The organism is Micromonospora sp. SD19 (assembly GCF_054462275.1).
In genome coordinates this window covers 1-23157 of sequence record NZ_JBTLMN010000020.1, presented here as the reverse complement: position 1 = coordinate 23157, position 23157 = coordinate 1, and the positions used below count along the sequence as shown (strand labels likewise).

At 70.3% G+C, this 23157-nt stretch carries 19 protein-coding genes and 1 pseudogene; 10 read left to right on the top strand and 10 right to left on the bottom strand.

The genetic code is table 11. From position 1 onward, the window contains the following. Positions 1-162 (top strand): annotated as a pseudogene (locus ACX27O_RS32905) (non-reducing end alpha-L-arabinofuranosidase family hydrolase); the annotation flags it as partial. A 94-nt stretch (positions 163-256) separates the two neighbouring features. On the opposite strand, the gene ACX27O_RS32900 reads toward ACX27O_RS32905, so the two are convergent. Together ACX27O_RS32900 and ACX27O_RS32895 are read right to left on the bottom strand one after the other, a co-directional pair. Then, a complete protein-coding gene (locus ACX27O_RS32900; RefSeq protein ID WP_400448439.1) occupies positions 257-799 on the bottom strand; it encodes a class I SAM-dependent methyltransferase in 543 nt (180 codons plus the stop codon). Between the two features lie 168 nt (positions 800-967). Continuing rightward, positions 968-2449, bottom strand: a complete 1482-nt coding sequence (locus ACX27O_RS32895; RefSeq protein WP_357640529.1) for an MFS transporter — start codon at positions 2447-2449, stop codon at positions 968-970. 280 nt (positions 2450-2729) lie between these two features. Here ACX27O_RS32895 and ACX27O_RS32890 point away from each other — a divergent pair, with 280 nt between their 5' ends. Further along, positions 2730-3497 carry an SDR family NAD(P)-dependent oxidoreductase gene (locus tag ACX27O_RS32890; RefSeq protein WP_307857810.1) on the top strand — a complete coding sequence of 256 codons (768 nt, stop codon included), beginning with the start codon at positions 2730-2732 and terminating at the stop codon, positions 3495-3497. Positions 3498-3652: 155 nt separating this feature from the next. Here ACX27O_RS32890 and ACX27O_RS32885 read toward each other — a convergent pair whose 3' ends face one another. After that, positions 3653-6877 carry a S8 family peptidase gene (locus ACX27O_RS32885; RefSeq protein ID WP_458940597.1) on the bottom strand — a complete coding sequence of 1075 codons (3225 nt, stop codon included), beginning with the start codon at positions 6875-6877 and terminating at the stop codon, positions 3653-3655. A 181-nt stretch (positions 6878-7058) separates the two neighbouring features. Between ACX27O_RS32885 and ACX27O_RS32880 the strand changes: the two genes are divergently transcribed. The 3 genes from ACX27O_RS32880 (at position 7059) to ACX27O_RS32870 (ending at position 10121) form a co-directional block, all read left to right on the top strand. After that, positions 7059-7559 carry a sigma-70 family RNA polymerase sigma factor gene (locus ACX27O_RS32880; protein WP_030338094.1) on the top strand — a complete coding sequence of 167 codons (501 nt, stop codon included), beginning with the start codon at positions 7059-7061 and terminating at the stop codon, positions 7557-7559. Continuing rightward, the gene (locus ACX27O_RS32875) at positions 7552-8259 is read left to right on the top strand and encodes a hypothetical protein (protein WP_030338092.1); all 708 of its coding nucleotides are present in this window, start codon (positions 7552-7554) and stop codon (positions 8257-8259) included. The genes ACX27O_RS32880 and ACX27O_RS32875 overlap by 8 nt, the downstream gene beginning before the upstream one ends. Positions 8260-8588: 329 nt before the next feature. Continuing rightward, on the top strand, positions 8589-10121 hold the full coding sequence (locus ACX27O_RS32870; RefSeq protein WP_387222727.1) for a glucuronyl esterase domain-containing protein: 1533 nt from the start codon (positions 8589-8591) through the stop codon (positions 10119-10121). Positions 10122-10193: 72 nt separating this feature from the next. Here the strand turns inward: ACX27O_RS32870 and ACX27O_RS32865 are convergent, their stop codons facing one another. After that, a complete protein-coding gene (locus ACX27O_RS32865; protein WP_036412792.1) occupies positions 10194-10829 on the bottom strand; it encodes a type 1 periplasmic-binding domain-containing protein in 636 nt (211 codons plus the stop codon). On the opposite strand from ACX27O_RS32865, the gene ACX27O_RS32860 reads away from it, so the two are divergent. The 4 genes from ACX27O_RS32860 to ACX27O_RS32845 all read left to right on the top strand — a co-directional run bounded on the left by ACX27O_RS32860 (position 10801) and on the right by ACX27O_RS32845 (position 16649). After that, complete coding sequence (locus ACX27O_RS32860) at positions 10801-12255, top strand: HupE/UreJ family protein (RefSeq protein WP_458940596.1); 1455 nt, start codon at positions 10801-10803, stop codon at positions 12253-12255. The two genes, ACX27O_RS32865 and ACX27O_RS32860, sit on opposite strands and share 29 nt — an antisense overlap. A gap of 143 nt (positions 12256-12398) precedes the next feature. After that, positions 12399-14372: a purple acid phosphatase family protein gene (locus ACX27O_RS32855; RefSeq protein WP_387222720.1), complete on the top strand. Its 1974-nt coding sequence runs from the start codon at positions 12399-12401 to the stop codon at positions 14370-14372. A gap of 90 nt (positions 14373-14462) precedes the next feature. Further along, positions 14463-15542: a WxL protein peptidoglycan domain-containing protein gene (locus tag ACX27O_RS32850; protein ID WP_458940595.1), complete on the top strand. Its 1080-nt coding sequence runs from the start codon at positions 14463-14465 to the stop codon at positions 15540-15542. 135 nt (positions 15543-15677) lie between these two features. Beyond that, complete coding sequence (locus ACX27O_RS32845; protein ID WP_210862423.1) at positions 15678-16649, top strand: NADP-dependent oxidoreductase; 972 nt, start codon at positions 15678-15680, stop codon at positions 16647-16649. 4 nt (positions 16650-16653) lie between these two features. On the opposite strand, the gene ACX27O_RS32840 is transcribed toward ACX27O_RS32845, so the two are convergent. From ACX27O_RS32840 to ACX27O_RS32815, 6 genes are all read right to left on the bottom strand, one after another. Continuing rightward, a complete protein-coding gene (locus ACX27O_RS32840; protein WP_210862422.1) occupies positions 16654-17244 on the bottom strand; it encodes an HAD family hydrolase in 591 nt (196 codons plus the stop codon). A 17-nt stretch (positions 17245-17261) separates the two neighbouring features. Continuing rightward, positions 17262-18518, bottom strand: coding sequence for an RNA polymerase sigma factor (locus tag ACX27O_RS32835; RefSeq protein ID WP_030338075.1), 1257 nt, complete (start codon positions 18516-18518; stop codon positions 17262-17264). Between the two features lie 2 nt (positions 18519-18520). Further along, the gene (locus ACX27O_RS32830) at positions 18521-18868 is read right to left on the bottom strand and encodes a YciI family protein (protein WP_247675886.1); all 348 of its coding nucleotides are present in this window, start codon (positions 18866-18868) and stop codon (positions 18521-18523) included. A 111-nt stretch (positions 18869-18979) separates the two neighbouring features. Beyond that, positions 18980-20164, bottom strand: coding sequence for a low temperature requirement protein A (locus ACX27O_RS32825; protein ID WP_210860871.1), 1185 nt, complete (start codon positions 20162-20164; stop codon positions 18980-18982). A 91-nt stretch (positions 20165-20255) separates the two neighbouring features. Beyond that, positions 20256-21314, bottom strand: a complete 1059-nt coding sequence (trpS, locus tag ACX27O_RS32820; RefSeq protein WP_030338070.1) for a tryptophan--tRNA ligase — start codon at positions 21312-21314, stop codon at positions 20256-20258. Positions 21315-21584: 270 nt separating this feature from the next. Beyond that, positions 21585-22052 carry a PRC-barrel domain containing protein gene (locus ACX27O_RS32815; RefSeq protein ID WP_210860869.1) on the bottom strand — a complete coding sequence of 156 codons (468 nt, stop codon included), beginning with the start codon at positions 22050-22052 and terminating at the stop codon, positions 21585-21587. Positions 22053-22220: 168 nt separating this feature from the next. Between ACX27O_RS32815 and ACX27O_RS32810 the strand changes: the two genes are divergently transcribed. Beyond that, the gene (locus tag ACX27O_RS32810) at positions 22221-22475 is read left to right on the top strand and encodes an SCO4848 family membrane protein (RefSeq protein ID WP_030338067.1); all 255 of its coding nucleotides are present in this window, start codon (positions 22221-22223) and stop codon (positions 22473-22475) included. Positions 22476-23157 lie beyond the last annotated feature (682 nt).

Genomic DNA, 23157 nt, shown 5'->3' with positions numbered 1-23157 from the left:
GACATCAGCCACGGTGAGTTGCTGCGGACCAGCGCTGACCAGACGATGACTGTCAACGCCTGCAACCTGCAACTGCTCTACCAGGGTCGTTCCCCCAGCTCCAACGGCGTCGACTACGGTCTGCTGCCGTACCGGCCGGGTCTGCTGACGCTGCAGCGCTGACCCGGTTGATCACGCTCGATTGACAGGGAACGGGCGGGCTCGGCAGGACGCCGAGCCCGCCCGGCTCACGTTGGGTGCGCGGTCACGCCCCAGCTCATTCGACAGGCGTGCCGATGACGCAGGTCAGCACCCGGCCCTGACCACGGGTGACGCTCGATGTGGTCGTCGCGAACCCCTGGGCTGCGAGCAGTAGTTCGGTGGCGGCGAGGTTCGCGGTGGCGTGCGCGGCGCTGGGTCGTTCGCCGAAGACGTACAGGCGTCCCCCCGGCGCCAGCAGGCCTCGCATCCGAGCGATCAGCTGCGCCGCGTCGCCCAACCAGAAGAGGCTGACGTTCACCGCGAAGATCTTGGTGAAGTGTTCGGTCGGGAGGTCCGCGGACTCGAACCCGGCACACCGGATCTCGGCTCGGCCGGCGTCGATGTGGCCGAGGTTCCGCCGGGTAGCGAGCCGTACCATCGTCGCGGCGCGGTCGATGGCGACGATCCGGCCGGTGGTGAGTTGACCGGCGACCAGGGACACTGCCGCTCCCCGGCCGCACCCGATCTCCAGCACCTGGTCGTCGGGCGCCACGGCCATGGTCTCCACCGCCCAGCGCTGGCGGTGCCCGACAGTTACCCGGACCGATTCGCTCGCCACTGGCGTCGGGTCAGGACGGGACGGACCCCGATCGTGGGCCGAAAGAGCGGGCCTCACCACGTCACTCGCCGGTGCCTTCTCTGCTCACAGCTCTGATTCCACTCTCTCGACGGAGTCAGTGCACCGTGTCCTCGGTCACCGCGCCCCATCTGACAGGTACGACAGCGATCAGTGCACGGGCGCGACGTCCCCGAGGGCGTCCGGCGGGGCCGGGACGTGCTTCGGAGCGCCGGCGTTCACCATGGTCGCGGAGACGAGGGCCGCCGTGACCACAAATCCGACGGCGACCCAGTACGCGACCGAGTAGCCGTGCATCAGCGCCTCATTCCGTACCTGGGTCTGGGCCGCCGGGCCGCCGTGCGAGAGCAGATAGGTGGCGGCGGAGCTGGTCGCGATGGTGTTGAGCAGCGCGGTGCCGATCGATCCGCCGACCTGTTGCGACGAGCTGATCATCGCGGAGGCGACACCGGCGTCAGTGGGCTCGACGCCGTGGGTGGAGATGCTCATCGCGGGCATGAAGGCGGTGCCGATGCCGAGCCCGATCACGGCTTCGGCGAGCGCGATCTCCGGGAAGCCGCTGTCCGCGTCGAGCAGCGCGAGCAGTACCAGACCGACAGCGGTGACGAGGTATCCACCGACCATGATCGGTCGAGGGGCGATCCGGTGCGCGAGTCGGGCGCCGATCTGCGTGGCCCCGATGGCCTGCGGCACGGCCATCGGCATGAACGCCAGCCCGGCCATCACCGGCGACCATCCCTTGACCTGCTGGAAGTAGTAACTGAGCAGTAGGAACATCCCGAACATGCTGACGATCGCGAGGCCGACCGAGAGGTACGCGGCGGCCCGGTTGCGCTCGGTCAGGACGCGCAGGGGCAGCAACGGGGACGGGACCCGCGCCTGCACCACGACGAAGGTCGCCAACAGCAGCACCCCGGCGGTGAAGGATCCGATGGTGACGCCTGCCGACCATCCGTGGCTCTCGGCGACGCCGAACCCGTAGACCAGGCCGACGAGCCCGGAGCTGGCCAGCAGGACGCCGGGGAGGTCGAGTCGGGCGCGGTGCCGCTCGCCGTCGTCGTGCACGGTGCGGCTGGCGCCGAGGATCCCGACGACCGCGATCGGCACCAGGACGAACATCGCGAAGCGCCAGTTCAGGTACTGGGTGAGCAGCCCTCCCACGATCAGGCCGACAGCACCGCCGGCGATTGACACCGCGCTGAACACGCCGAACGCCTTGGCGCGTTCCCTGGGCTGGGTGAAGGACAGGGAGAGCAACGACAGCGCGGCCGGCGCGAGCAGGGCCGCGAACACACCCTGTAGCGCCCGTGCGAGCAGCAGCATCGCGGCGTTGACGGCCAGGCCGCCGATCGCCGAGGCGACAGCGAAGCCGGCCAGCGCGACCAGGAAGGTGCGCTTGCGCCCGACCATGTCACCGATGCGGCCACCGACGAGCAGCAGGCCGCCGAAGGCCAGACCGTACGCGGTCACCACCCACTGCCTGCTGCCGTCGGTGAAGTGCAGCGCCTGCTGCGCCGAGGGGAGAGCGATGTTCATGACTGCCCCGTCGAGCACCACCATCAGTTGCGCGATGGAGATGAACAGCAGGGCCTTCCACCGGTGGGACTCCGGGGCGGCGTGAGCTGTGGGCATGACTGTTCCTTAAGGGTGATTTGCTGGGATTTAGCGACCCGCCCCACGCTAGTGAGGTTATGGAACGATCGCCACAGAATGTGCGTGCGGTTACAGGATCCGCATCGCCAGGTAACACCGTTCGGGCGACCGCTTCGACGCCAAAAGCCGGGTTATGACGAGCAGCCTCACTACGCAGCGTTCAAATTGTGAGGCCTGTTACTTTGTCGAACGTTCCAGATAAGGCTAGCGTTCCGTCTCGCGAAGCCCCGCGCTCTGCGGCGGCTCATCACTCGAATGGATGTGCGGCGAGATGTCTGGACGGTTGGAATCGAAGGTGCTGGTCGTGACCGGTGGCACGCAGGGCATGGGCCTGGCTTTCGCCAGGCGGGCGGCCACGGAAGGTGCTCGGGTCGTCATCGGCGCCCGGGACAAGGACCGCGGCGAGGAGGTCGCGGCGCAGATCCGGACGGCGGGCGGTGCCGCCCTCTTCGTGCCCACCGACGTCACGGTGGAGGAAGAGATGGCGAGGCTCGTCGACGCCGCGGTGACGGAGTACGGGCGGCTGGACGGTGCGTTCAACAACGCCGGCGGTGGCCCGATGGCCAGCGTGCGCGAGACCGACAGTGACAACTGGCAGCGGTCGCTCGCCCTCAACCTGACGAGCGTCTTCTACGGACTCAAGTACGAGCTTCCGGCGATCATCGCCTCCGGTGGGGGCGCGATCGTCAACAACGCCTCCGTCTCCGGCGTGAAGGGTGACCCGACGCAGGCCGCCTACAACGCGGCGAAGCACGGGGTCATCGGTCTGACGCGCTCGGCCGCCCTCGACGTGGCGCGCTCCAATGTGCGGGTCAATGCCCTGGTCACCGGCCTGATCGACACCCCGCTCTGGCAGAACGTGGTCAGCCAGGCCCCGGAGGCCGCGCAGCGCTACCTGTCCACGCAGCCGACCGGCCGCGCCGGCACCTCCGACGAGGTCGCCGCACTCACCACGTTCCTGCTCAGTGACGAGGCCACCTTCATCAGCGGCGCGTCCATCGCCATCGACGGCGCCTTCACCGCCTGAGGCAAACGGCACCCGCCACGCCCGAGGCCTCGACGGCGTCCGCCGCGCCCGAGGCTTCGACGGTGCCTTCCGCGTCCGGCGCATCGCGGCACCTCAGTGACCGTCCTGCCCGGGGTGGCGGCTCCAGCAGCCGCCACCCCGGACGCTGCAACGCGTCAGGAGATCCGGTAGGCCCGCTGGATCGTCTGGGTGACGGTGTTGCCGGCGGTGTCGGTAGCGGCCAGTCGCAGCGAGACGAACCCGGCCCGTCGCGGATGACTGATCACAGCGACGTTCCGGAGCACCGGCAACCCGACCCAGGTGCGGCCGTCGTCGAAGGACGCGGACACGCTGAGCGTGCGGTTGGGCGTGGCAGTCGAACCGGCCTGCCGGTCCAGCGTCACCGGGATCGCCATGACCCGGCCGATCCGTGCCGTGTTGGTGTCGTCGAGCACGGGGGTCGGTCGAGCCGTACTGAGGGGCAACCGCTCCGGTGACGTGGTGTGCGCCGAGGTGAAGGTCCAGGCCACCGACACCGACGTCGACAGGGTGTCCGGGGCGCCGCGTGTGACGGCCGCCTCCAGTCGGTAGGTGGCCCTGCCGGAGGGCACCGCGAACTCGGCCCACGGGCTGTCCGAGCTGCCGATCTCCTTACCGTCGCGGAGCAGCCGGATCCGCACCGGCTGGTCGTCGCGGCTGGCGGGGCGACCTGACGCGTCGCCGAACAGGGGCAGCGACGCGATCGAGATGGTGTCGCCGTCGCGGCCCGCGTACCCCAGTGGCGACAGGGCCGGCGCCTGGGCCACTGTCGGCCCGAACGGTGCCGCGTTCCAGGTCTGGGTGTACGTCCGGCCGGCTACGAAGGTCGAGTCCTGGGCGGTGAGGTTGTCCCCTTCGAGGAAGGTGGACGTCCAGACGACGCCCCCGTCGGTGTTGTAGTACTCGACACCCTTGAACGGCAGGTCGACGGGCGTGTTCGACCCGACCGGACCGGAGCCTCCGGGACCCGACGCGCGGTGGAACCGGGTGGCCGTCGTCGTGCTGGACTGGCTGCGGTAGGTCGCCCGGACGGTGGCCAGGTTCTTCGGCGACAGTTTCCTGGTCAGGCCGGTGAACATGTCGCCCTGCCGGACGTACGCCAGGTCGTAGGTGTAGGGGCTGTTCCGGAAGGTGCCGTCCCTGCCCGGTCGCGCGAGCCCGACGCCAAGCGTCGCGGTGAACTCGGGTGCGGTGACGGCGGGTCCGATCCGGCCGAAGAAGAGGTCCGCGAAGGACAGCCCGCTGAGTTGGACGCCCGGGTAGCGCAGGCCGTCGTCCCAGTTGGCGCTCACGTTGATCGAGGTCGGCGCGGCGTCGTGCTGCGGCACCGTCAACGCGACAGGCTTGGCGGCACGGGCGTCGACCGCCTCGGTGACCGGGCCGCGTACGTCCAGGACCGGCTGTGCGAGCAGGGTCGACACGGAACCCTCGTGGATGGTGCTGTACAACGCGTAACGACCCTTGGGCAGCCGCAGGACGCCGCCGCCCGGTGCCACGGCGAGGGTGCTGAACTCGCCGGTGGTCAGGTTCGCCGCCACTGTCGTGTACTCGGTGGCCGGCCTGCCGTCGCGTCCGGTGTGGTCGAGCCGTACGTCGTAGCTCTCGATCTCGCGGTTCAGCGCGAACGGCGTGCGTACCCGCAGGTCATCGACGCCGGTGGCGGTCAGCGCTCCCTGGTAGACGCCGTCCGGGGCGTCCACCCGGGTGTCCACGGTGATGGTCGCCTCGGCGTGGCCACCGGCCGGCACCACCAGCGTGGCCGGGCTGACGGTGAGCATGCCGGCCGGGGCCGGAGCGATGGCCAGCGTCAGGGTGACCGCTGTGGTGCCGGTGTTGCGGTAGCCGACGACCTGGGTGATCGGGCTGTCGTCGGCGTGTGGCCAGCGCTGCACCGGGAAGTCGATGGCGGCGATGTCGGCGGCGACCGGCTGGGCGACGGCGCGGGCGATGTCCACCCGACCGGCGCCCTGCTCGTAGAGGGTGTCCTCGCCGGTCGGCTTGGCCGAGTCCATCAGGGCGGCCTTGAGCTGCGGGCCGGTCCAGTCCGGGTGCTGCCCGGCGAGAATCGCTGCGGTGCCGGCCACGTGTGGGGTCGCCATCGACGTACCCGACATGGCGGCGTAGTCGCCGCCGGGGGCCGCGGCCACGATGTCGACGCCCGGTGCGCTGATCTCGGGTTTGATGTGGTTGTCGCCGATCCGGGGACCCCGGCTGGAGAAGTAGGCCCGCTGGTCGTCGGCGTCCACAGCGGCGACGGCGAGAGCGTCGTCGGCGGAGGCCGGCGAGGAGACCGACTTCGGCTTGCCCTCGTTGCCGGCCGCGACCACGAAGAGGGTGCCGTACTGGTGGCTCAACTCCTGGACCGCGGTTTCCAGCGGGTCGAGGCCGGGCGTGTCGTCGCCGCCCACGCTCAGGTTGACCACCCGGGTCCGCGGGGCGAGCCACTGCATGCCGGTGATGATGTCCGAGTCCTGGCATTCGGTGGTGGCGCAGACCTTGCCGACCAGCAGTTTCGCCCCCGGCGCCACGCCGCGGTACCTGCCGCCGGAGGCGGCGCCACTGCCGACGATCGTCGACGCCACGTGAGTGCCGTGGCCGACCGAGTCGCTGGGGTCGCCACCGCCGGTGAAGTCCCGGACCTCGGTGAGGTGGCCGGCGAAGTCGGGGTGGTTGGCGTCGATCCCGGTGTCCAGCACGCCGACGGTGACGCCGGTGCCGTCGAACCCGGCCTGCCACGCCGCCGGGGCACCGATCTGCGGCACGCTGCGATCGAGGGAGACCGTGCGCTTGCCGTCCAGCCAGATGTGGGTGACGCCGGCGGTGAGGGTGCGCGCGGATGGCGTACCCCGGGTCAGCGACGCCCAGAGCGTCACCCGGTCGTCCCGGTCCGCCCGGACCGCGAGCGCGTGGGCGGCGGGGAGGTCGGCCCGCACGCGCCCGGCACCCCCGGTGGTCGCGGTCCGCGCCCGCGCCGCCGTGTTCTCGGGGTACGCGACCAGCAGCGGCAACTCGGCGGCCCGGTCGTCGTAGCCGAACTCGGCGAGCGTGGTGAGGTCGAACAGGCGGCGGTCGAGTCGCCCGTCCCGCACCAGCGGCATCGCGTCCACCGGGATGACGTACTGGTGACCGTCCTCCCGGTTGCTGACGAACCGCATGGCGGCCCGACCCGGGCCGCGCTGGATCTGCGGGCGACCCGCCGCGTCCAGCGACACCCGGTCCCCGGTGATCAGGGTGAAGGTCCCGGCGGTGCCGGGAGTCGGGGGCGTCGGCTGCGCGCTCGCCGGTTGGGCGGTCAGCCCCGCGGTAACCAGCGCGGTCGCGAGTACGCCGGCTGTCAGGGCGCGTCGTTGCCGTCGTCGCACATCGTCCTCTCCGCCACGGGCGTCTCCCGGGTCGGCACGATGACGCCTGGCCGGGTCGTCGGGTTGATCACCGTGGTGTGACGCGGGCCACAATCTCGCCCCGCGCCGACGCGACCGGTCCAGCCAGCCGAGTTCCATGCGGCGGTGACCAGGGGACGAAGCGTGGGAGGGCACCGGTCGGATGCGTGACGCCGAGGAGTTCGACGCCCTCTACGCGGCCTGCGCCGGTCGGGTCGTGGGTCACGTGTACGCGCTCACCGGCAACCGCGCCGAGGCGGAGGACGCCGTCGCCGAGGCGTTCATGCGGGCCTGGCAGCGGTGGCGGACGGTGCGGGAGACGGACAGCCCGGAGGCGTGGGTCCGGCGGGTGGCCTCCCGGATCGCGGTGAGCAGCTGGCGCAAGGCGTTCAACCGGGTACGCGCACACCGCCGGGCCGCGGTCGACCAGAGTGTGCCCGGCCTGAACGAGGACCACGTCGCGCTGTTGCAGGCGCTGCAACGGCTGAGCCCCAACGAGCGGCGCGCCGTCGTGCTGCACCACCTCAACGATCTCAGCGTCGCGGAGGTGGCAGCCGAGATGCGGGCCCCCGTCGGGACCGTGAAGACGTACCTCGCCCGTGGCCGGCGAGCGATGGCCGGGTTGCTGACCGATGCGCACCAGGAGGAGACCTCCCATGGCTGATCCGCGCGACGATCTCACCGCGATCGTGGACGAGGTCCGGCGAGTCGCCACGCTGCCGGGGGCGCAGGCGTTGCGGCAGCGCAGCGACCGGCGTCGGCGGCGTCGGGCTGCAGTTGGCGCGGCGGGGCTGGCCGTGGTGGCCGTCGCCGCTGGCACCGCCCTGTCACAGATCCGGAACGACGTCGAGACGCCGGACGCCGGCCCGGCGACCCAGGTCGCGCCGCCCGTGACCCCGCCCGTGGTGCCGTCCGCGACCGCCTCGGCGGGACCGCAGGAGATCCTCGGCGGCCGGCGGCAGGTCCAGATCACCCTGCCCGGCATGCGCGGCGCGACGTTGGCGATCGACAGCGACGGCGACCAGGTGCGGGCCACCACCGACCAGGGCATCGACGATCGGGCGCTGTGGGTGCTGCGCCCCGAGGGCGACAGGTATCGGATCCTGCTGGCGGCCGGTGCCACCGAGGTCTGCATGACCGTCGTGCACGACGCCGCGCCGGGCAGCGTACGCGGCCGGGCCTGTGATGCCGCCGCGTCGACGCAGCTCTTCCGGATCGATCAGGTTCCGGACGGCAGCTACTCGATCTTCCAGGGCAGGCGCTACGTCCAGGTGGTCGACGGCACCAACGCCCTGGTCCCCGACCTGCCCGAGGGCCTGACCACCACGTACGAGTTCGAGGATCGTGGGCCTACCCCGCGCTGACCGTCGAAACTTTCGATATCTGCCGCGCGCAGGATCCGTGATCTCACCCGCGTGGCTGCCCCGGCGGCCGGTCCCAGCGTCGTCTGAGGCGGTGGGAAGGCTCGAAAGTTTCGGCAAAATATTGACACTTCCCGATCGAAGCGCTCAAGCTTTACCTGGCTGGCATTCGTGATCATCGATCACGTTTCGTTCCTTCCTTTTCCATCACCACTCGGAAGGAGAGCCCCGTGGTCATCAGCTCGGGCCGCTCTACCACCCGATCGGTGGTCGTCGCGCTGGCGGTAGCAGCGCTCACGGTCGCCGGATCGGCATCGGTAGCAACACGAACCATGGGCGCGTACGCCGCCGTGGCCCCACTGGCCGCCGCAGTCGAGGACGAGGGCGCCGACTGCGCGGTGTCCGGCCTGCCGGACCTGGGTTCGCTGCCCACCAACGCCAAGCTTCCCGACCCCTTCAAGAAGCTGAACGGCCAGACCATCACCTCGAAGTCCGACTGGCGCTGCCGTCGGGCGGAGATCAAGGAACTGGCGGAGAAGTTCGTCTTCGGCGAGAAGCCCGCCAAACCCGCGACGGTCACCGGGACGGTGTCCAACAGCACCATCACCGTCAACGTGTCACACAACGGCAGGAGCACCAGCTTCTCGGCACGGGTCGAGCTGCCCAGCGGCACCGGTCCCTTCCCGGCCGTCGTGGTCGTCGGCGGGTTCGGCGCGGACACGGCCACCATCAAGGCCGCCGGCGCTGCCGTGATCAGCTACGACCCGTTGGCGGTTGGCCGCGAGGGCACCCCCCGGAACAACAAGCAGGGCGCGTTCTACAGCATCTACGGCTCATCGAGCAGCACCGGACTGCTCGCCGCCTGGGGCTGGGGCGTCAGCCGGATCATCGACGTCATCGAGCAGTCCGACGGCCGGATCCTCAAGGCGGACGCGATGGGTGTGACCGGCTGTTCCCGGTACGGCAAGGGCGCCTTCGCGATCGGGGTGTTCGACCAACGCATCGCCCTGACCATGCCGATCGAATCGGGCAGCGCGGGCGTGCCCATCTTCCGGGGCATCCCCGGTGAGGGCGCGCAGAGCCTCAGCAGCGCGTACGGGGAGCAACCCTGGCTGGGCGACGCGTTCGGCTCCTTCACCGGCAGCCCGAACCGGCTCCCGGTGGACACGCACGAGATGGTCGCCATGGTGGCACCGCGCGGACTGTTCATCATGGACAACCCGCACATCGCCAACCTCGGCCCGCGGTCGGCGAGCGTGGCGGCCCTGGGCGGCGCGGAGGTCTACCGGGCGCTCGGCGCCGGCGACAACATCACCTACTGGTCCGACGTGCAGGACGGCACCCACTGCGCCAACCGCCCCGAGTGGCGTACCCCGTTGCAGAACAGCATCCGCAGGTTCCTGCTGAAGACGGGCAACGAGCCGGGCGTGATCCGGATTTCCAGCAGGGCGCTCGGTCGGTTGGCCGACTGGCGGGACTGGTCGACCCCGGTCCTGGCTGACGGCCCGACCACCCCGCCGCCGACCACCCCGCCGCCAACCACGCCTCCCCCGACCACCCCGCCGCCGACCGGTGCGGGTTGTGTGGCGTCGGTGTCGGTCAACCAGTGGACGGGCGGCTTCGTCGCCACGGTGCGGGTGACCGCCGGCGCCGCGCCGATCAACGGCTGGGCGGTAGCCATGACCCTGCCCTCGGGGGCCAGCATCACCAGCGTCTGGAGCGCCAACCGCAGCGGCACCACCGGCACCGTCCAGTTCACGAATGTCGCCTACAACGGCTCGGTCGCCGCAGGGCAGTCGACCGAGTTCGGTTACCAGGGCACCGGCACCGGTACGGGAATGACGGCCACCTGCTCGACCGGGTGACCCGCCGGCCCGGTGCGGAGGTTCACCGGCCTCCGCACCGGGCCGGGCGGCCCCGAGGGCGAGCCCTCGTCGTCAGAGCCAGACCACGATCCCGGTCAGGTCGTTGAGGACGGCGGCCACGCCCGCCCGGATGGCCGCCGCGCAACGTTCCGCGGTGAACGAGTTCGGGTCGTACGTCGAGGACATGCCGAGCCCTTCACCACGGAACGACGCGCCCTCCCAGTCGACGGCGGTGACGTTGTGGGTGGGCTCGGCCAGCTCCGCGCCGACCACCAGGAACTTCTCGTCCAGGTGGTTCGGGGTGACCAGTGCGAGCCCGTCGATGAGATCGTTTCCCGCGCTGACGATGAGGTCCGGACCCATCTCCATCGCCTTGGCGATGCTGGGAACGGCCTCGTGCGCGTTGCCGACGACGATCGTCCTGAGGTCGACGTGCTCGTCGTCGGCCCACTCCTTGACCGCTGTCACCAGGGCCTTGGTCGGGTTGTCGGTACCGCTGGTCAGCAGGACGACCCGGTAGTCCTTCGGCGGGTGGACACCGGCCCACGAGCCGGGCTGCGGGGTGATGGTCGCCTCCGGCGCGGGCTTCGTGGAGGGGTCGACGAACCCGGGGCCGAGGGTGCCGATGGCGCTGGGCGCCGGACGTGGTTCGGACCAGTCGTCGCTGGAGTTGCAGGCGGTGACCAGCGCGGCGGTCGCGGCCAGCATGGCGACGGCCCGAAGCGGGGGGCGCAAGGTGATCGTCCTCCGGGTGGTGGCGGAATGTGCGCGTACTTCTTCGTATTCCTATCTCAATTCCGGTCACCGGCAATCGGTGGGCGGCGGTTCGGGGATGTTGTTCTCCGGCGGTTCGTCGGTACGCGGGTTGGTGTTCACCAACGACATGCAACGTGCACTGGCCAACCGAGGGAGTCGAATGTCAGGCCGGATCCGCCGTACCGTTATCGTCGCCGCTGTCGGTTTCGCCGCAGCGGTGGTTCCGTTTCTGGCCGCCGAACCGGCGTCCGCGCACGGTTTTTCGTCGACTGTGTACGCGGAAATAACGGCGGGAGATGAGGGTCACATTCGAACGGCGGTGGAGCTCGAATACGACCTCCTCGTCGTCTCCGCCGCGGACGCCGGCCACGACGACCCGCTCTTCCGGGCCGGAACCGCGGCGTTCGAGGCGGGTGACACCGCTGCGCAGGCCGCCGCCCTGAAGGGCCACGCGTCGACGGTCCTCGGCTACGTCTCCGACCGGTTCTCGGTGAGCTCCCGGGGTGCGGCCTGCCGGCCGACGCAGGTGGGTGACGCGACGATCGGTGCCCGCGAGGGTGTGCCGTACGCGGACCTGCTGCTCGACTGGACCTGCCCCGAGCGGGTCGACGAGCACGTGGTGCGCAGTGGCCTCTTCCCGGACGGCGAGGGCTACGTCAAGGGCACGAAGACGATCGTCACCTACGAGATCGACGGCCGGTCGGGCAGTGCGGCGCTCGACGCCGCCCACCCGTCCTTCTCGACCGCGCAGGCCTGGTACGAGCGGTTCGGGGAGTTCTTCGTCCTGGGCGCCGAGCACCTGCTGAGCGGTATCGACCACATTCTGTTCCTGCTGGCGCTCATCGCCGGGTCGCGGCGGCTCCGGGAGATCGTGCTCGCGGCCACCAGCTTCACGGTGGCGCACTCGGTGACGTTCATGCTCGCCGCGCTCGGCCTGGTCGAGGTGCCGGGGGCGATCGTGGAGCCGATCATCGCGTTGTCGATCGCCGTCGTCGCCGGCTGGCACCTGTGGGGAATCTGGCGGCGCGGTGAGCACGCGACCGACCTGGAGACGGCCGGGCGCGGTCACTTCAGCCTGGACCGGGCCGGTTGGATCCGCCTTGGCGTGGTGTTCTGCTTCGGTCTCGTGCACGGCCTGGGCTTCGCTGGCGCGTTGGGCATCGACGAGGCGTGGTCGTGGACCCTGCTGTGGTCCCTGCTGGTGTTCAACATCGGCATCGAAGTCGTTCAGTTGACGATTATCGCGGTCGTCTTCCCGTTGCTGTTCGTGCTGCGGCGTCGTGCGCCCAAAGCCGGCCTCTGGGCGACCGGGGTCGTTTCTGCGGGCGTGTCCCTTATGGGGTTGATCTGGTTTGTGCAGCGCATTTCTGGATCATGAGTAAGGCTAAGTAGTTCGTGAAGTGCAGTCTTTCGCAAGATCACGTTCACGGTCGGTTCATCGGGCAGCGAAAGCGTGGATTTGCTTCCCCAGCGTCGGGTGAAGGCACATCCATTTCTCTATTTGAAAAGGGAACAATGTCGATGACATTGAGCACCTCGTCACGGGCTTCCACGCTCGTACGGCGTCGCCTGGTCGCCGGGGTCGCAGCCGGCTTCCTGGGCATGGGCGCGGCTCTCGGTAGTGGCCTGATGGCCACCGCGAGCGCGGCCGAGTCCACCACGATCACCGGTGTGGTCCTCGGCGTCGGCGCCAACGAGACCCAGCGCATCGTGAGCTGGTACTCCTCCGCCGACACCGCGCAGAAGATCCAGCTCGCCCCGACCGCCGAGATCGTCAACGGCGAGTTCCCGGCCGGCGCCGTCAGCTTCGACGCCGTTGGTGCGGCGAACACCTCCACCACCGGGTTCAACCGGCACGCCACGATCAGCAACCTGCGCGAGAACACGGCGTACTCGTACCGGGTCGGCGCCGAGGGCAGTTGGTCCCCGGCGTACTCCTTCAAGACGCGGGACTTCGAGGGCGACTACGACTTCCTGTTCTTCGGCGACCCGCAGATCGGCTCCTCCGGTGACCGGCTGAAGGACCAGGCCGGCTGGGAGGACACCCTGAAGGTCGCGACGGCGGCCAACCCGAACGCCGAGCTGCTGGTGTCCGCCGGCGACCACGTCGAGAGCGCCAACGACGAGGGCCAGTGGACCTCGTTCCTCGCCCCCGACCAGCTGCGCCAGGTCCCCCTCGTCGCCACCATCGGTAACCACGACGTCGGCGGCAAGTCCTACGAGCAGCACCACTTCACCCCGAACACCGACCGCTCGTCGCAGTACTACAACGGCGACCAGGCGACCCGGTCCGGCGGCGACTACTGGTTCATCCACAAGGACGTGCTGTTCATCGACCTGAACAGCAACAGCTACGTCAACCCGGCGGACGGCTCCGCCGGCGGCGACGCGGCGCACGTCGCGTACGTCACCGACGTCATCAACAAGCACGGCTCCGAGGCCAAGTGGAAGGTGCTGGTCTACCACCACTCCATCTACTCGCCGGCCAGTCACGCGACCGACAGTGACAACAAGCAGCGGCGGGAGGACTTCACCACCGCGTTCTCCAACCTCGGCGTCGACATGGTGCTGCAGGGTCACGACCACAGCTACACCCGCAGCTACTCCATCAAGAACGGCCAGAAGGAGAACCCGGACGAGAAGCCGGGCGCTGCCGACGTCTACCCCGGCCCGGGTGGCGTCATCTACGTGACGGCCAACTCGGCCTCCGGCTCGAAGTACTACGACATCAAGAAGCCGGACAGCTCCGGCACGGGCATCCGCGGCAACGGGCCGGACCCGCTGGACCCGAACAAGTACTGGTACAACTCCGTGCAGAACCAGGAGCACGTCCGCAGCTACGTCAAGGTGCAGGTGCGCAACGACAAGCTGGTTCTCGCGAACGTCCGCAGCGGCACCTGCGCGGCCCCGAACGCGGCGGTCGAGAAGGGCCTCTCCTGCGTCAACACCCCGGAGGGGCAGCCGGTCGGCTCGATCGTCGACAACGTGACAGTGCACCCGTACCACGGTGACGGCCAGGCCATCCAGGTCAACGTGCCGAACCCGGCTCCGGGTGAGTTCGGCTGGACGATCGACGGCTACAACGGTCTGGTCGACCTGGGCACCGCGCAGGAGCGCGACGGCACCTACTTCCAGGCCAACGGCAAGATCAACCCGATCCTCGTGTCGGACAGCCGCCGTTCGCTCGCCCCGTGGTCGATCTCGGCCAACGTCGGCGACTTCTCCGACGCCGACAAGAAGTTCTCCGGCTCCTACCTCGGTTGGAGCCCGTACGTGCTCGACGCCGGAGCGGGCGCCGAGGCCGGTGCCCCGGTCCTGTCGTCCTACGACGACCAGGGCAAGGGCCTCTCGGTCTCCAGCGCCCTCGCCGCCGCCGCGCAGGGTCACCCGCGTGGTGGCGCGAAGCTCGGCGCCGACCTGGATCTGAAGATCCCGGACAGCATCGCGAAGGGTAGCTACCGCACCACCCTCACGATCACCGCGCTGAGCAGCTGACCGAACAGTTCCATGGGCGGGGTAGGCACCTTCGGGTGTCTACCCCGCCACCCATTTGCCATCCGTCCAAGATCACCTCAAGGAACCGACATGTACCCGTCCGTCACGCGCTGGAAGACCAGGCCCACCGCACTCCTCCGTAGGACAGCACTGTCCCTGCTCGCCGTCGTCGCGGCAGTCGGCGTCGGTGCCGGCCCCGCCCGGGCGGCGGACGGCAACGTCGCCTGGACGGTCCGGACGGCGTCCAACGGTTACGGCGAGGCCCGGTCCAGCTACAGCTACAACGTCAACCCGGGTGGGGCCGTCGAGGACGCCATGGTCGTGGCCAACCGTGGCGCGGCCCCGCTGACCCTCTCCGTGTACGCGGCCGACGGCTTCACCACCGACGCCGGCCAACTCGACCTGCTCACCAAGGACCAGAAGTCCACAGCGATCGGCGCCTGGGTGAAGCCGAACGCCGGCAGCGTCGTGATCCAGCCCGGAAAGACCGCCCAGGTCCCGTTCACGGTCAGCGTTCCGGAGAACGCCAAGCCCGGGGACTACGTCGGCGGCATCCTCACCACCCTGACCCAGGCCGACCAGGCTGAGGGGATCAACGTCGACCGGCGCCTCGGTATCCGGATCAAGCTGCGGGTCGGCGGCGAGCTGAAGCCGAACCTCGCGATCGAGGACCTGCACGTGACGTACGCCGGACCGACCAACCCGTTCAGCAAGGGTGACGCCACCATCACCTACAAGGTCCACAACGTCGGCAACGCGGCCCTGTCGGGAAACCAGGCGGTGACCGTCTCCGGCCCGTTCGGCCTGCTGCGGGTCCGGGCCGATGACGTCGCCGCGCCGCCGGAGCTGCTCCCGGGTGAGAGCTGGAACGTGACGGTGCCCGTACACGGGGTGGCTCCGGTCATCTCGCTGGCCGCTACCGCGACCCTGACGCCGCTGCTCACCGATGCCTCGGGCTCCACCACCCCGCTCAAGCCGGTGCAGGCCACCGCGCACGGCTGGGCCCTGCCCTGGACGTTGGTGCTGGCCCTCGTCGTGCTGATCGCCGTGCTCGTCGGGGCGTACCTGTACCGGCGCCGCAACCGGGCGCTGAGCAAGGCGCGCGAGGACGCCCGCGTCCGCGACGCCGTCGAGCAGGCGCTTCGTGGCCCGGAGCCGCAGGCCTCCTGATCGCCGCAGTCGCCCCAAAAGGTTCGGCGAGCCTGCACGTTAGTCCTTGTGGGTGAACGGCCCTCAGCTCCGGAGCGCGCCCGTTCCCGAGCCGGCATGCTGCGACGGTGACGCCGGCACGGAGGGGGAATCCACATGGTTGACGGGGATGTGCCAGAGCGGATGCAGGCCGCGGCCTTCGACGAGTTCGGCGGGCCGGAGGTGATCACCCTGCGCAAGCTGCCGATCCCGCAGGTCGCCGACGACGAAGTGCTGATCAAGGTGTGGAGCGCCGGCGTCGGGGTGTGGGACGCGTACGAGCGGGAGGGGGTGCTGGTGCCGGAGGGCTCGGCACTGCCGATCGTGCCCGGCTCCGACGGTGCCGGAACCGTCATCGCGGCCGGCGGCACGGTGACCAGCCTGGCCGTGGGCGACCTGGTCTACGTCTCCGCCACCACCCGGCCCAAGGGCGGCCTCTACGCCGAGTACGCGTCGGTCAAGGCGGAGTACGCGGCGAAGGTGCCCGACGGTGTGCCGGCCGAGCACGCCGGTGCCATGCCCACCGACGCGCTGACCGCACTGGCCGGCCTCGACACCGTCAGCCTGTCGGCCGGCGACTGGTTGCTGATCTTCGGAGCGAGCGGCGGTCAGGGCCACCTGGCCGTGCAGTTGGCGAAGCGGCAGGGCCTCAACGTGATCGCCGTGGCGTCCGGGGCGGACGGCGTCGCGCTGGTGACCCGGCTCGGCGCCGACGTGTCGGTGGACGGTCACGGCGACATGACCGAGGTGCTGGCCCGGATCCGGGAGGCGGCACCGGGCGGGGTCAACGCCATCCTGGCGATGGCCGGCGGGCCGACGCTGGACCGGCTCACCGAGGCGCTGGCCGACGGCGGGGTGGTCGCGTACGCCCACGGGGTGCGGCCGGAGCCACAGGAACGTCCGGGCGTCACGGTCCGCGCGTACGACGGCGAATCGAACCCCCGACAGTTGCAACGCCTCAACGAACTCATCGAAGCGGGGCCGTTCGTGGTGCACGTCGCCGAGACGTTCCCCCTGGGCAAGGTGCGGGACGCGCACCAGCGCCTCCAGACCTCCTACGCCGGCAAGCTCCTGCTGACGGTGGCCTGAGAGGTCAGGGCGTGCGCTGTTGCGGCACGCGTACCGATGCCATGCCGGCCGCCGTCGCGGCCTGGATGCCCAGGTCGGTGTCCTCGAAGACCAGGCAAGCCTCCGGGGGTACGCCGAGCTGCCGCGCCGCGAGCAGGAACGCCTCCGGGTCGGGCTTGGCCCGGGTGTAGTCGTCGGCGCAGACCAGCACGTCGAACCGGTCCAGCAGGCCCAGCGCGTCCAGGGAGGCGGTGACCGACGCGCGGGTGCTGCCGGAGACCACGGCGAACGGAACCCGCCGGTGCGCGTCGTGGATGTGCGCCAGCACCTCCGGCACCGCGGCGAGCTGCGGCAACAACTCCTGGTAGTAGCCCTCCCGGCGCTCGACCACGGCAGCCACCGGCATGGCCAGACCCTGCTGCTCGTTCAGCTCGACGATGATGTCGGCGGTGGGCCGCCCACCCCACGCGTAGAAGAGGTCCTCCGGGAACTCGCAGCCCCACTCCGCGAGGGCCCGCTGCCAGGCCACGTAGTGCAGCGGCATCGAGTCGACGATGGTGCCGTCGCAGTCGAACAGGTACGCGGCGAACGGCCCGGGAGGCAGCGGCAGACTCACCCGGGGAAGGGTACAGCTCACCCGCTCGTGACAGCCTTCAGCTGGCTGAGCAGGTACGCGCGCTCCGGTTCGGTGCCGACCAACGTCAACGCGCTGCGGTACGCGGCCGCGGCCTCGTCGTACCGGCCGAGCCGGCGCAGCAGATCGGCCCGAGCCGCCGGATAGGGATGGTGGCCGCGCAGGCGCGGATCGTCGGCCAACTCGTCGAGCAGCGCCAGCCCCGCCTCCGGTCCGTCCCGCATGGCCACCGCGGCGGCCCGGTTCAGCGCGACGACCGGCGAGGGCACCAGGCCGAGCAGCACGTCGTAGAGCGCCACCACCTGCGGCCAGTCGGTGCTGGCCACGTCGGGAGCCTCGTCGTGCAGCGCGGCGATGGCGGCCTGCACCGCGTACGGCCCGGGCGCTCGGCCGGTCAGCGCGACCACCACCAGGCCGCGCCCCTCCTCGATCATCTGACGGTCCCAGCGCCCCCGATCCTGGTCGTCGAGCAGGATCATGGCCCCGTCCGGCCCGGTACGCGCGTCGCGCCGGGCATGGACGAGCAGCATCAGGCCGAGCAGCCCGGCGGCCTCCCGCTCGGCGGGCAGCAGCCGGCGCAGAATCCGGCCCAGCCGGATGGCCTCCTCGGCCAGGTCGATCCGTTGCAGATCCGGGCCGGAACTGGCCGCGTACCCCTCGGTGAAGATCGAGTAGACGGCCTGGAGCACGGTGGGCAGACGGCCGGGCAGCTCGTCGTCGCCCGGCACCCGGAACGGGATGCGTGCGTCACGGATCTTCCGTTTGGCGCGGACGAGTCGCTGGGCCATGGTGGCGGGCGGCACCAGGAAGGCCCGCGCGACCTCGGCGGTGGTGAGGCCGGCCAGGAACCGCACTGTGAGCGCGGCACGGTCCGGCGCGGCCAGGGCCGGGTGCGCGCAGGTGAAGAAGAGCGCCAGCCGGTCGTCGGGCAGGTCACGGTCCGCGTCGGCGGGCGGGGCGTGATCGGCCCGCTCGGCCTCCGCCCGGAGCACGGCGAGCCGGGTGGCCAGCACCCGGTCACGACGCAACCGGTCCACGGCCCGACGCCGGGCAGTGGTGAGCAGCCAGGCGCCCGGCCGGCTCGGGACGCCGTCGGTCGGCCAGTGCGTCAGCGCCGCCTCGATGGCCTCGGAGGCGACCTCCTCGGCCAGGTCGAGGTCGCCGAAGCGGCGCACGAGCGAAGCGAGCAGTCGGCCGCGCTCCTCCCGGAACACGGCCTCCACCGACGACCCGACGGCTGCCCTCTCATCCGGCACGCTCAGACCTGCACGTCGATCTCGGCGATCGGACGGACCTGGACCGATCCGGGACCGGCGGCCCCGGGGCTGCGGGCGGCCCACTCCAGCGCGGCGTCGAGGTCCGGCACGTCGATGACGTCGTACCCACCGAGCAGCTCACGGGTCTCGGCGAACGGCCCGTCGGTGATCGTGCGCTCGCCACCGGCGCTCACCTGCACTGTCGTACAGGTGGTCAGGTCCTGTAGCGGGTGCCCGGAGACCCAGACTCCGGCGTCCTTCATCTCGCGGTCGTAGCGGATCCAGTCCTCGAAGCTGCACCCGTTGTCGACGACCTCTCCGTCGACCATGGGACTCATGAACAGCAGCATGTACTTCACGTTTTGGCTCCTCTCGGTGCGGCGGTGTCGCCGTACAGCATGACGACGAACGGTGACCGCGGATATCGACACGGCCCGGCAACCTTTTCTGCCCGGCTCCGCTCACCGCAGGCGTGGCCGCGCCGGGTCGGATCGTTCGTCGCGTCGGTCCATCCGTCGCTCGAACCAGGTCACGCCGATCAGGAAGGCGGTCAGCACTGTGAGCGCCGCCAGTGGCGGCAGGGACCGGCCGATCGGCAGCAGGGGCAGCGGCAGCAGCGCGGCGACGACCTGCGTCGGGACCACCGTGCCGACGGTCAGCCGTCGGAAGACAAGTCTGCTGAGCAGGTAGAGGGCGGTGCCGCCGTAGAGCGCTGTCGCTGCCTCCCACCCGAGGCGACCCGGATGCGCCGACTCCCCGGTGAGGTGGGCGATCACCTCCTCGATGCCGAGCGCCACGTAGATCGCGCCGATGATCAGCGTGGAGTGCGCGAGGCCGTACGCGTCGCCGGCCACGCTGGCCCGTCGCTCACCCGGCACGCTGCTGACGGCCTCGCTGGCGGTGGACGCCAGCCGATCGAAGTAGAGCCACCACAGGCAGACCGTGCTGGTGAGGCCGAGCAGTGCGGCCAGTAGCGCGGGGCCGACCGGGGCCATCGCCCTGGGGCCCGCGCCGGCGGAGATCAGGGACTCACCCAGCGCGATGATCAGCACCAGGCCGTACCGCTCGGTGAAGTGGTCCACGCTGCGCAGTTGCCACGGCCGGAAGGCGGACGCGATCCGGGCACCGCCGATGTTCAGCAGAAACGCCACTGTCCAGAGCGCCGTCTGGGCCGCACCGCCGAGCAGGGCGCCGATGATCAAGGGAACCCAGCCCAGCACGACCGGCACCGTGAAGAACCTCAGCGTCGAGCGCAGCGCGGGGTTCGTCGCGCTCGCCCAGAACAGAATCACCAACTGCACGGCCCGGCCCACCACGTAGGCCAGCGCGAGAGTCAGCGGCGCGTCGAACAGTTCCGGGCTCTGCTGCCACGCGTCCGGCATCACCAGCGCGGCCACGAAGATCGCCGCCATCGCGACCAGGGTGGCGGCGCGGACCGGGCCGACGTCCGCCCGGACCAGGTTTCCCACCCAGATGTACGGCGACCAGGAGTAGAGCAGCAGGAGCAGCAGGAGCAGCCCCTGGGCCAGGGTGAGCGCGCCCGGCGACCCCGCCATGAACGTGATGACCCGGGTGAGTGCGAAGACGAAGACCAGGTCGAAGAAGATCTCGAACATCGTGGTCCGGTGCGTCACCCCCGTAGGCACCGGACGAATATCCGAGATCCTCCTCATCCTGGCATTCTGCGCCATTTCGCTCGGCGCTTCGTCCGGTCTCCTCGCTCAGCGCCGCCCGGCGTCAGGTTGCCGCTTCTGTCCGGCGTCGGCTGCGCTCAGCCCGCCGCCGCACCTGCTGGTACGCGCCGGTCAGCCCCATCGCCCGGCGCACCTCGAGCACTGTCTGGCGTACCTCCTGGCGGGTCCGTTCCGTGCCCTCGACGATCAGCCGGTCGACCAGACCCCGGTCAGCTTCGATCTCGGCCCGACGCTGTCGGATCGGCGCCAGGAACCCCTCCAGCGCGACGACCAGCCGTTCCTTGACCTCCACGTCACCCACCCGCCCGGCCCGGTAACGCCGGGCCAGGTCGGCGACCTCGTCGCGGTCCGGATTGAAAACCTCGTGGTACGCGAACACCGGGTTGCCCTCCACAGTGCCCGGCACGTCGGCCCGTACCCGGTTCGGGTCGGTGTACATGCCGAGCACCTTGCGACGCACCGTCGCCGCGTCGTCGGAGAGCGCGATGGTGTTGCCCCGGCTCTTGCTCATCTTGGCCGCGCCGTCGGTGCCCACCAGGCTCGGCGTGTCCGCCGGGATCAGCTCGGGCACCGGGAAGACCGGTCCGTACAGGTGGTTGAACCGCCGGGCGATCTCCCTGGTCACCTCGACGTGAGCGGCGTTGTCCCGGCCGACCGGGACCACCTCCCCCTTGACGCAGAGGATGTCCGCGGCCTGGAGCACCGGGTAACCCAGCAGCCCGTACGGCATCTCCTCCTTGCCGGCGTCGCGGGCCATGTCCTTGAGTGAGGGCACCCGTTCCAACCGGGGAACTGTCACCAGGTTCTGCAGGAGGGTGTTGAGATCGCCGACCTCGGGGATCGCCGACTGGAGGTAGAAGGTTGCCCGGTCCGGGTCGACCCCGGCGGCGAGGATGTCGGTCACCATCTCGCGGGCGTTGCCGGAGACCTGGTCGATGTCCTCGCGGCGGTTGCGAGTGGTGAGCATGTGCAGGTCGGCGATGATGAAGAAGCTCTCGTAACGCTGGTGCAGCCGTACCCGGTTGGCGATGCTGCCGACGTAGTGGCCGAGGTGCAGACGGCCGGTGGGCCGGTCACCGGTGAGCATTCGTGCGACGGACATGGTGGTGCCTCTCGTTATCCGAAGGTGGGTCACGCACGGGCGCGCGCCGACCAGGGCTGTCTCAGCCCAGGTCGGTCAGCGGAATCGACTCAGCGAGTCGTCCGCCATCGCGCGCCGGCGCGGAACCGCAGACCACCGGCACGGAGGACGTTCAGAAGTTGCTCACGGCCGTCGCCGGAGCTGGTCGGGGTCTGGGGCACGGCACCGAGGTCGAGGCCGTCGACCGGGTCGACAGCCTCGGATGCGCAGTTGCCCGTCCGGACCACGGCCTCAGATTACCCGTGGGATGGCGCCGGGAGGGGGAAGGTAGCTGTCGGCGTAGTAGGTGCCGACGCGGTCCCGGTACTCCGGGTCTGCCGAATCCGGATCGAACGGTGGTGCGTCCTTGATCTGCTGTCGGGTCCGGTCGACGTGCACGACACGTTCCTGGTGATCCACCCGCGTCACCGTCCCGGCTGGCAGCAGCACCTTCTGCCCGAAGATCCACGGCCCGGTGTCCACCACCAGGTGCGCGGCGTCCGCCGCGTCGCTCGCCTCGTCGATGGTGCCGATTTGCCCATCGCTCGCCTGCACCTGATAGCCCACCAGGTCGACCGGGGTGCCCGGGCCGGGCGCGTCCGGGCCGTCGTGCCCTCCCTGATCCTGCCCAGGGGTGACCGAGGGTGTGGTCTGCGTGTAGCCGCCGGCCAGGGCGGACGGGTCACGCCAGGCCCAGGGGTTGAAGGTCGAGGGTTGCATGGGGCACCTCCAGGGGACGGTCCTCAGCTGTCCCCCTTCGCAGTGCCCATCCCGCCGCGGCCGGAAACAGTCAGCGCCCTGCGCCGGCCGCGCCCGCCGGGGTGGGTCAGCGCGTTCGCGTTGCCGGCGGCGGGCCGCTGAGCAGGTGCGCTGGCATACTCGGCTGCCATGGTGCTGTCGCGAGGGTGGAGCCTCTTCCTGGTCGGAGTCGGCGTCTGGACCTGGGTGATCTGGCCGAGGTTCGCGGTGGCCATCTGGCAGGACCCGCGGTCCTGGGCGTCCGGAACGGTGGCCGACGGCCCGGCCACCAGCTTCCTGTGGGTGCACGCGTTGCTGATCGCCGCGTCGCTGGCGATCGGCACCACCGCCGGCGTTCTCGGCGTCCGGGCCTGGCTGGCCACCCGGCGGCGGCAGACGTCCTGATTCCCCTCGCCGCTCGCGCAGATCAGGCGCCAGCGGTGGCCGGGTGACCGCCGTAGACCGGGAGGCACTCACGCCACGGCCGGCGTCGGCGGTCTTGACCTGGGGAAACGGCTCGGACGTGCGAATGTGACGCGCGCCGCTACCCGTGGATTTGACGATCAAACCCGCAGACGCGTAACTTTCTCTCTGCCAGCGCGGAACGGGGCAAACGGGACGAAGGTCCTGAAGCACCGGAACGAGATGGCAACCGGGTCAGGCAGGGGTTCACTCCTGCGGGACACGGTCCGGGCGGGGCTCGCCGGATCGGCCGTGAGGCGGATTTGGTGCGGCGAAGCCGACCGGGTAAGGTTCACGACCGGCAGGGAACCGGGCGAGACTGCGGGACACCGCAGCGGCCGGTCTGCCGAATCCGACGACCTGACGCAGCGGTTCGCTGCTGCGTGAGTGCGCCGGCGCTGACCCGTACGAAGCATGACAGACCGGGACACACGGTTTGACACGGCAGAGACGGTGAGGTAACGTAGTAAAAGTGCCCGGCGCGAGAGCGGCGGGGACACGGAACGAAAAGCCCCGGTCGGGGTTCCACTGAGGTGGGGCTTCTGGTCGGTGTGTGGTTGTTCTTTGAGAACTCAACAGGGTGCTTGTAAAGCCAGTGCCAATTATGATTTATACCCCGGACTGG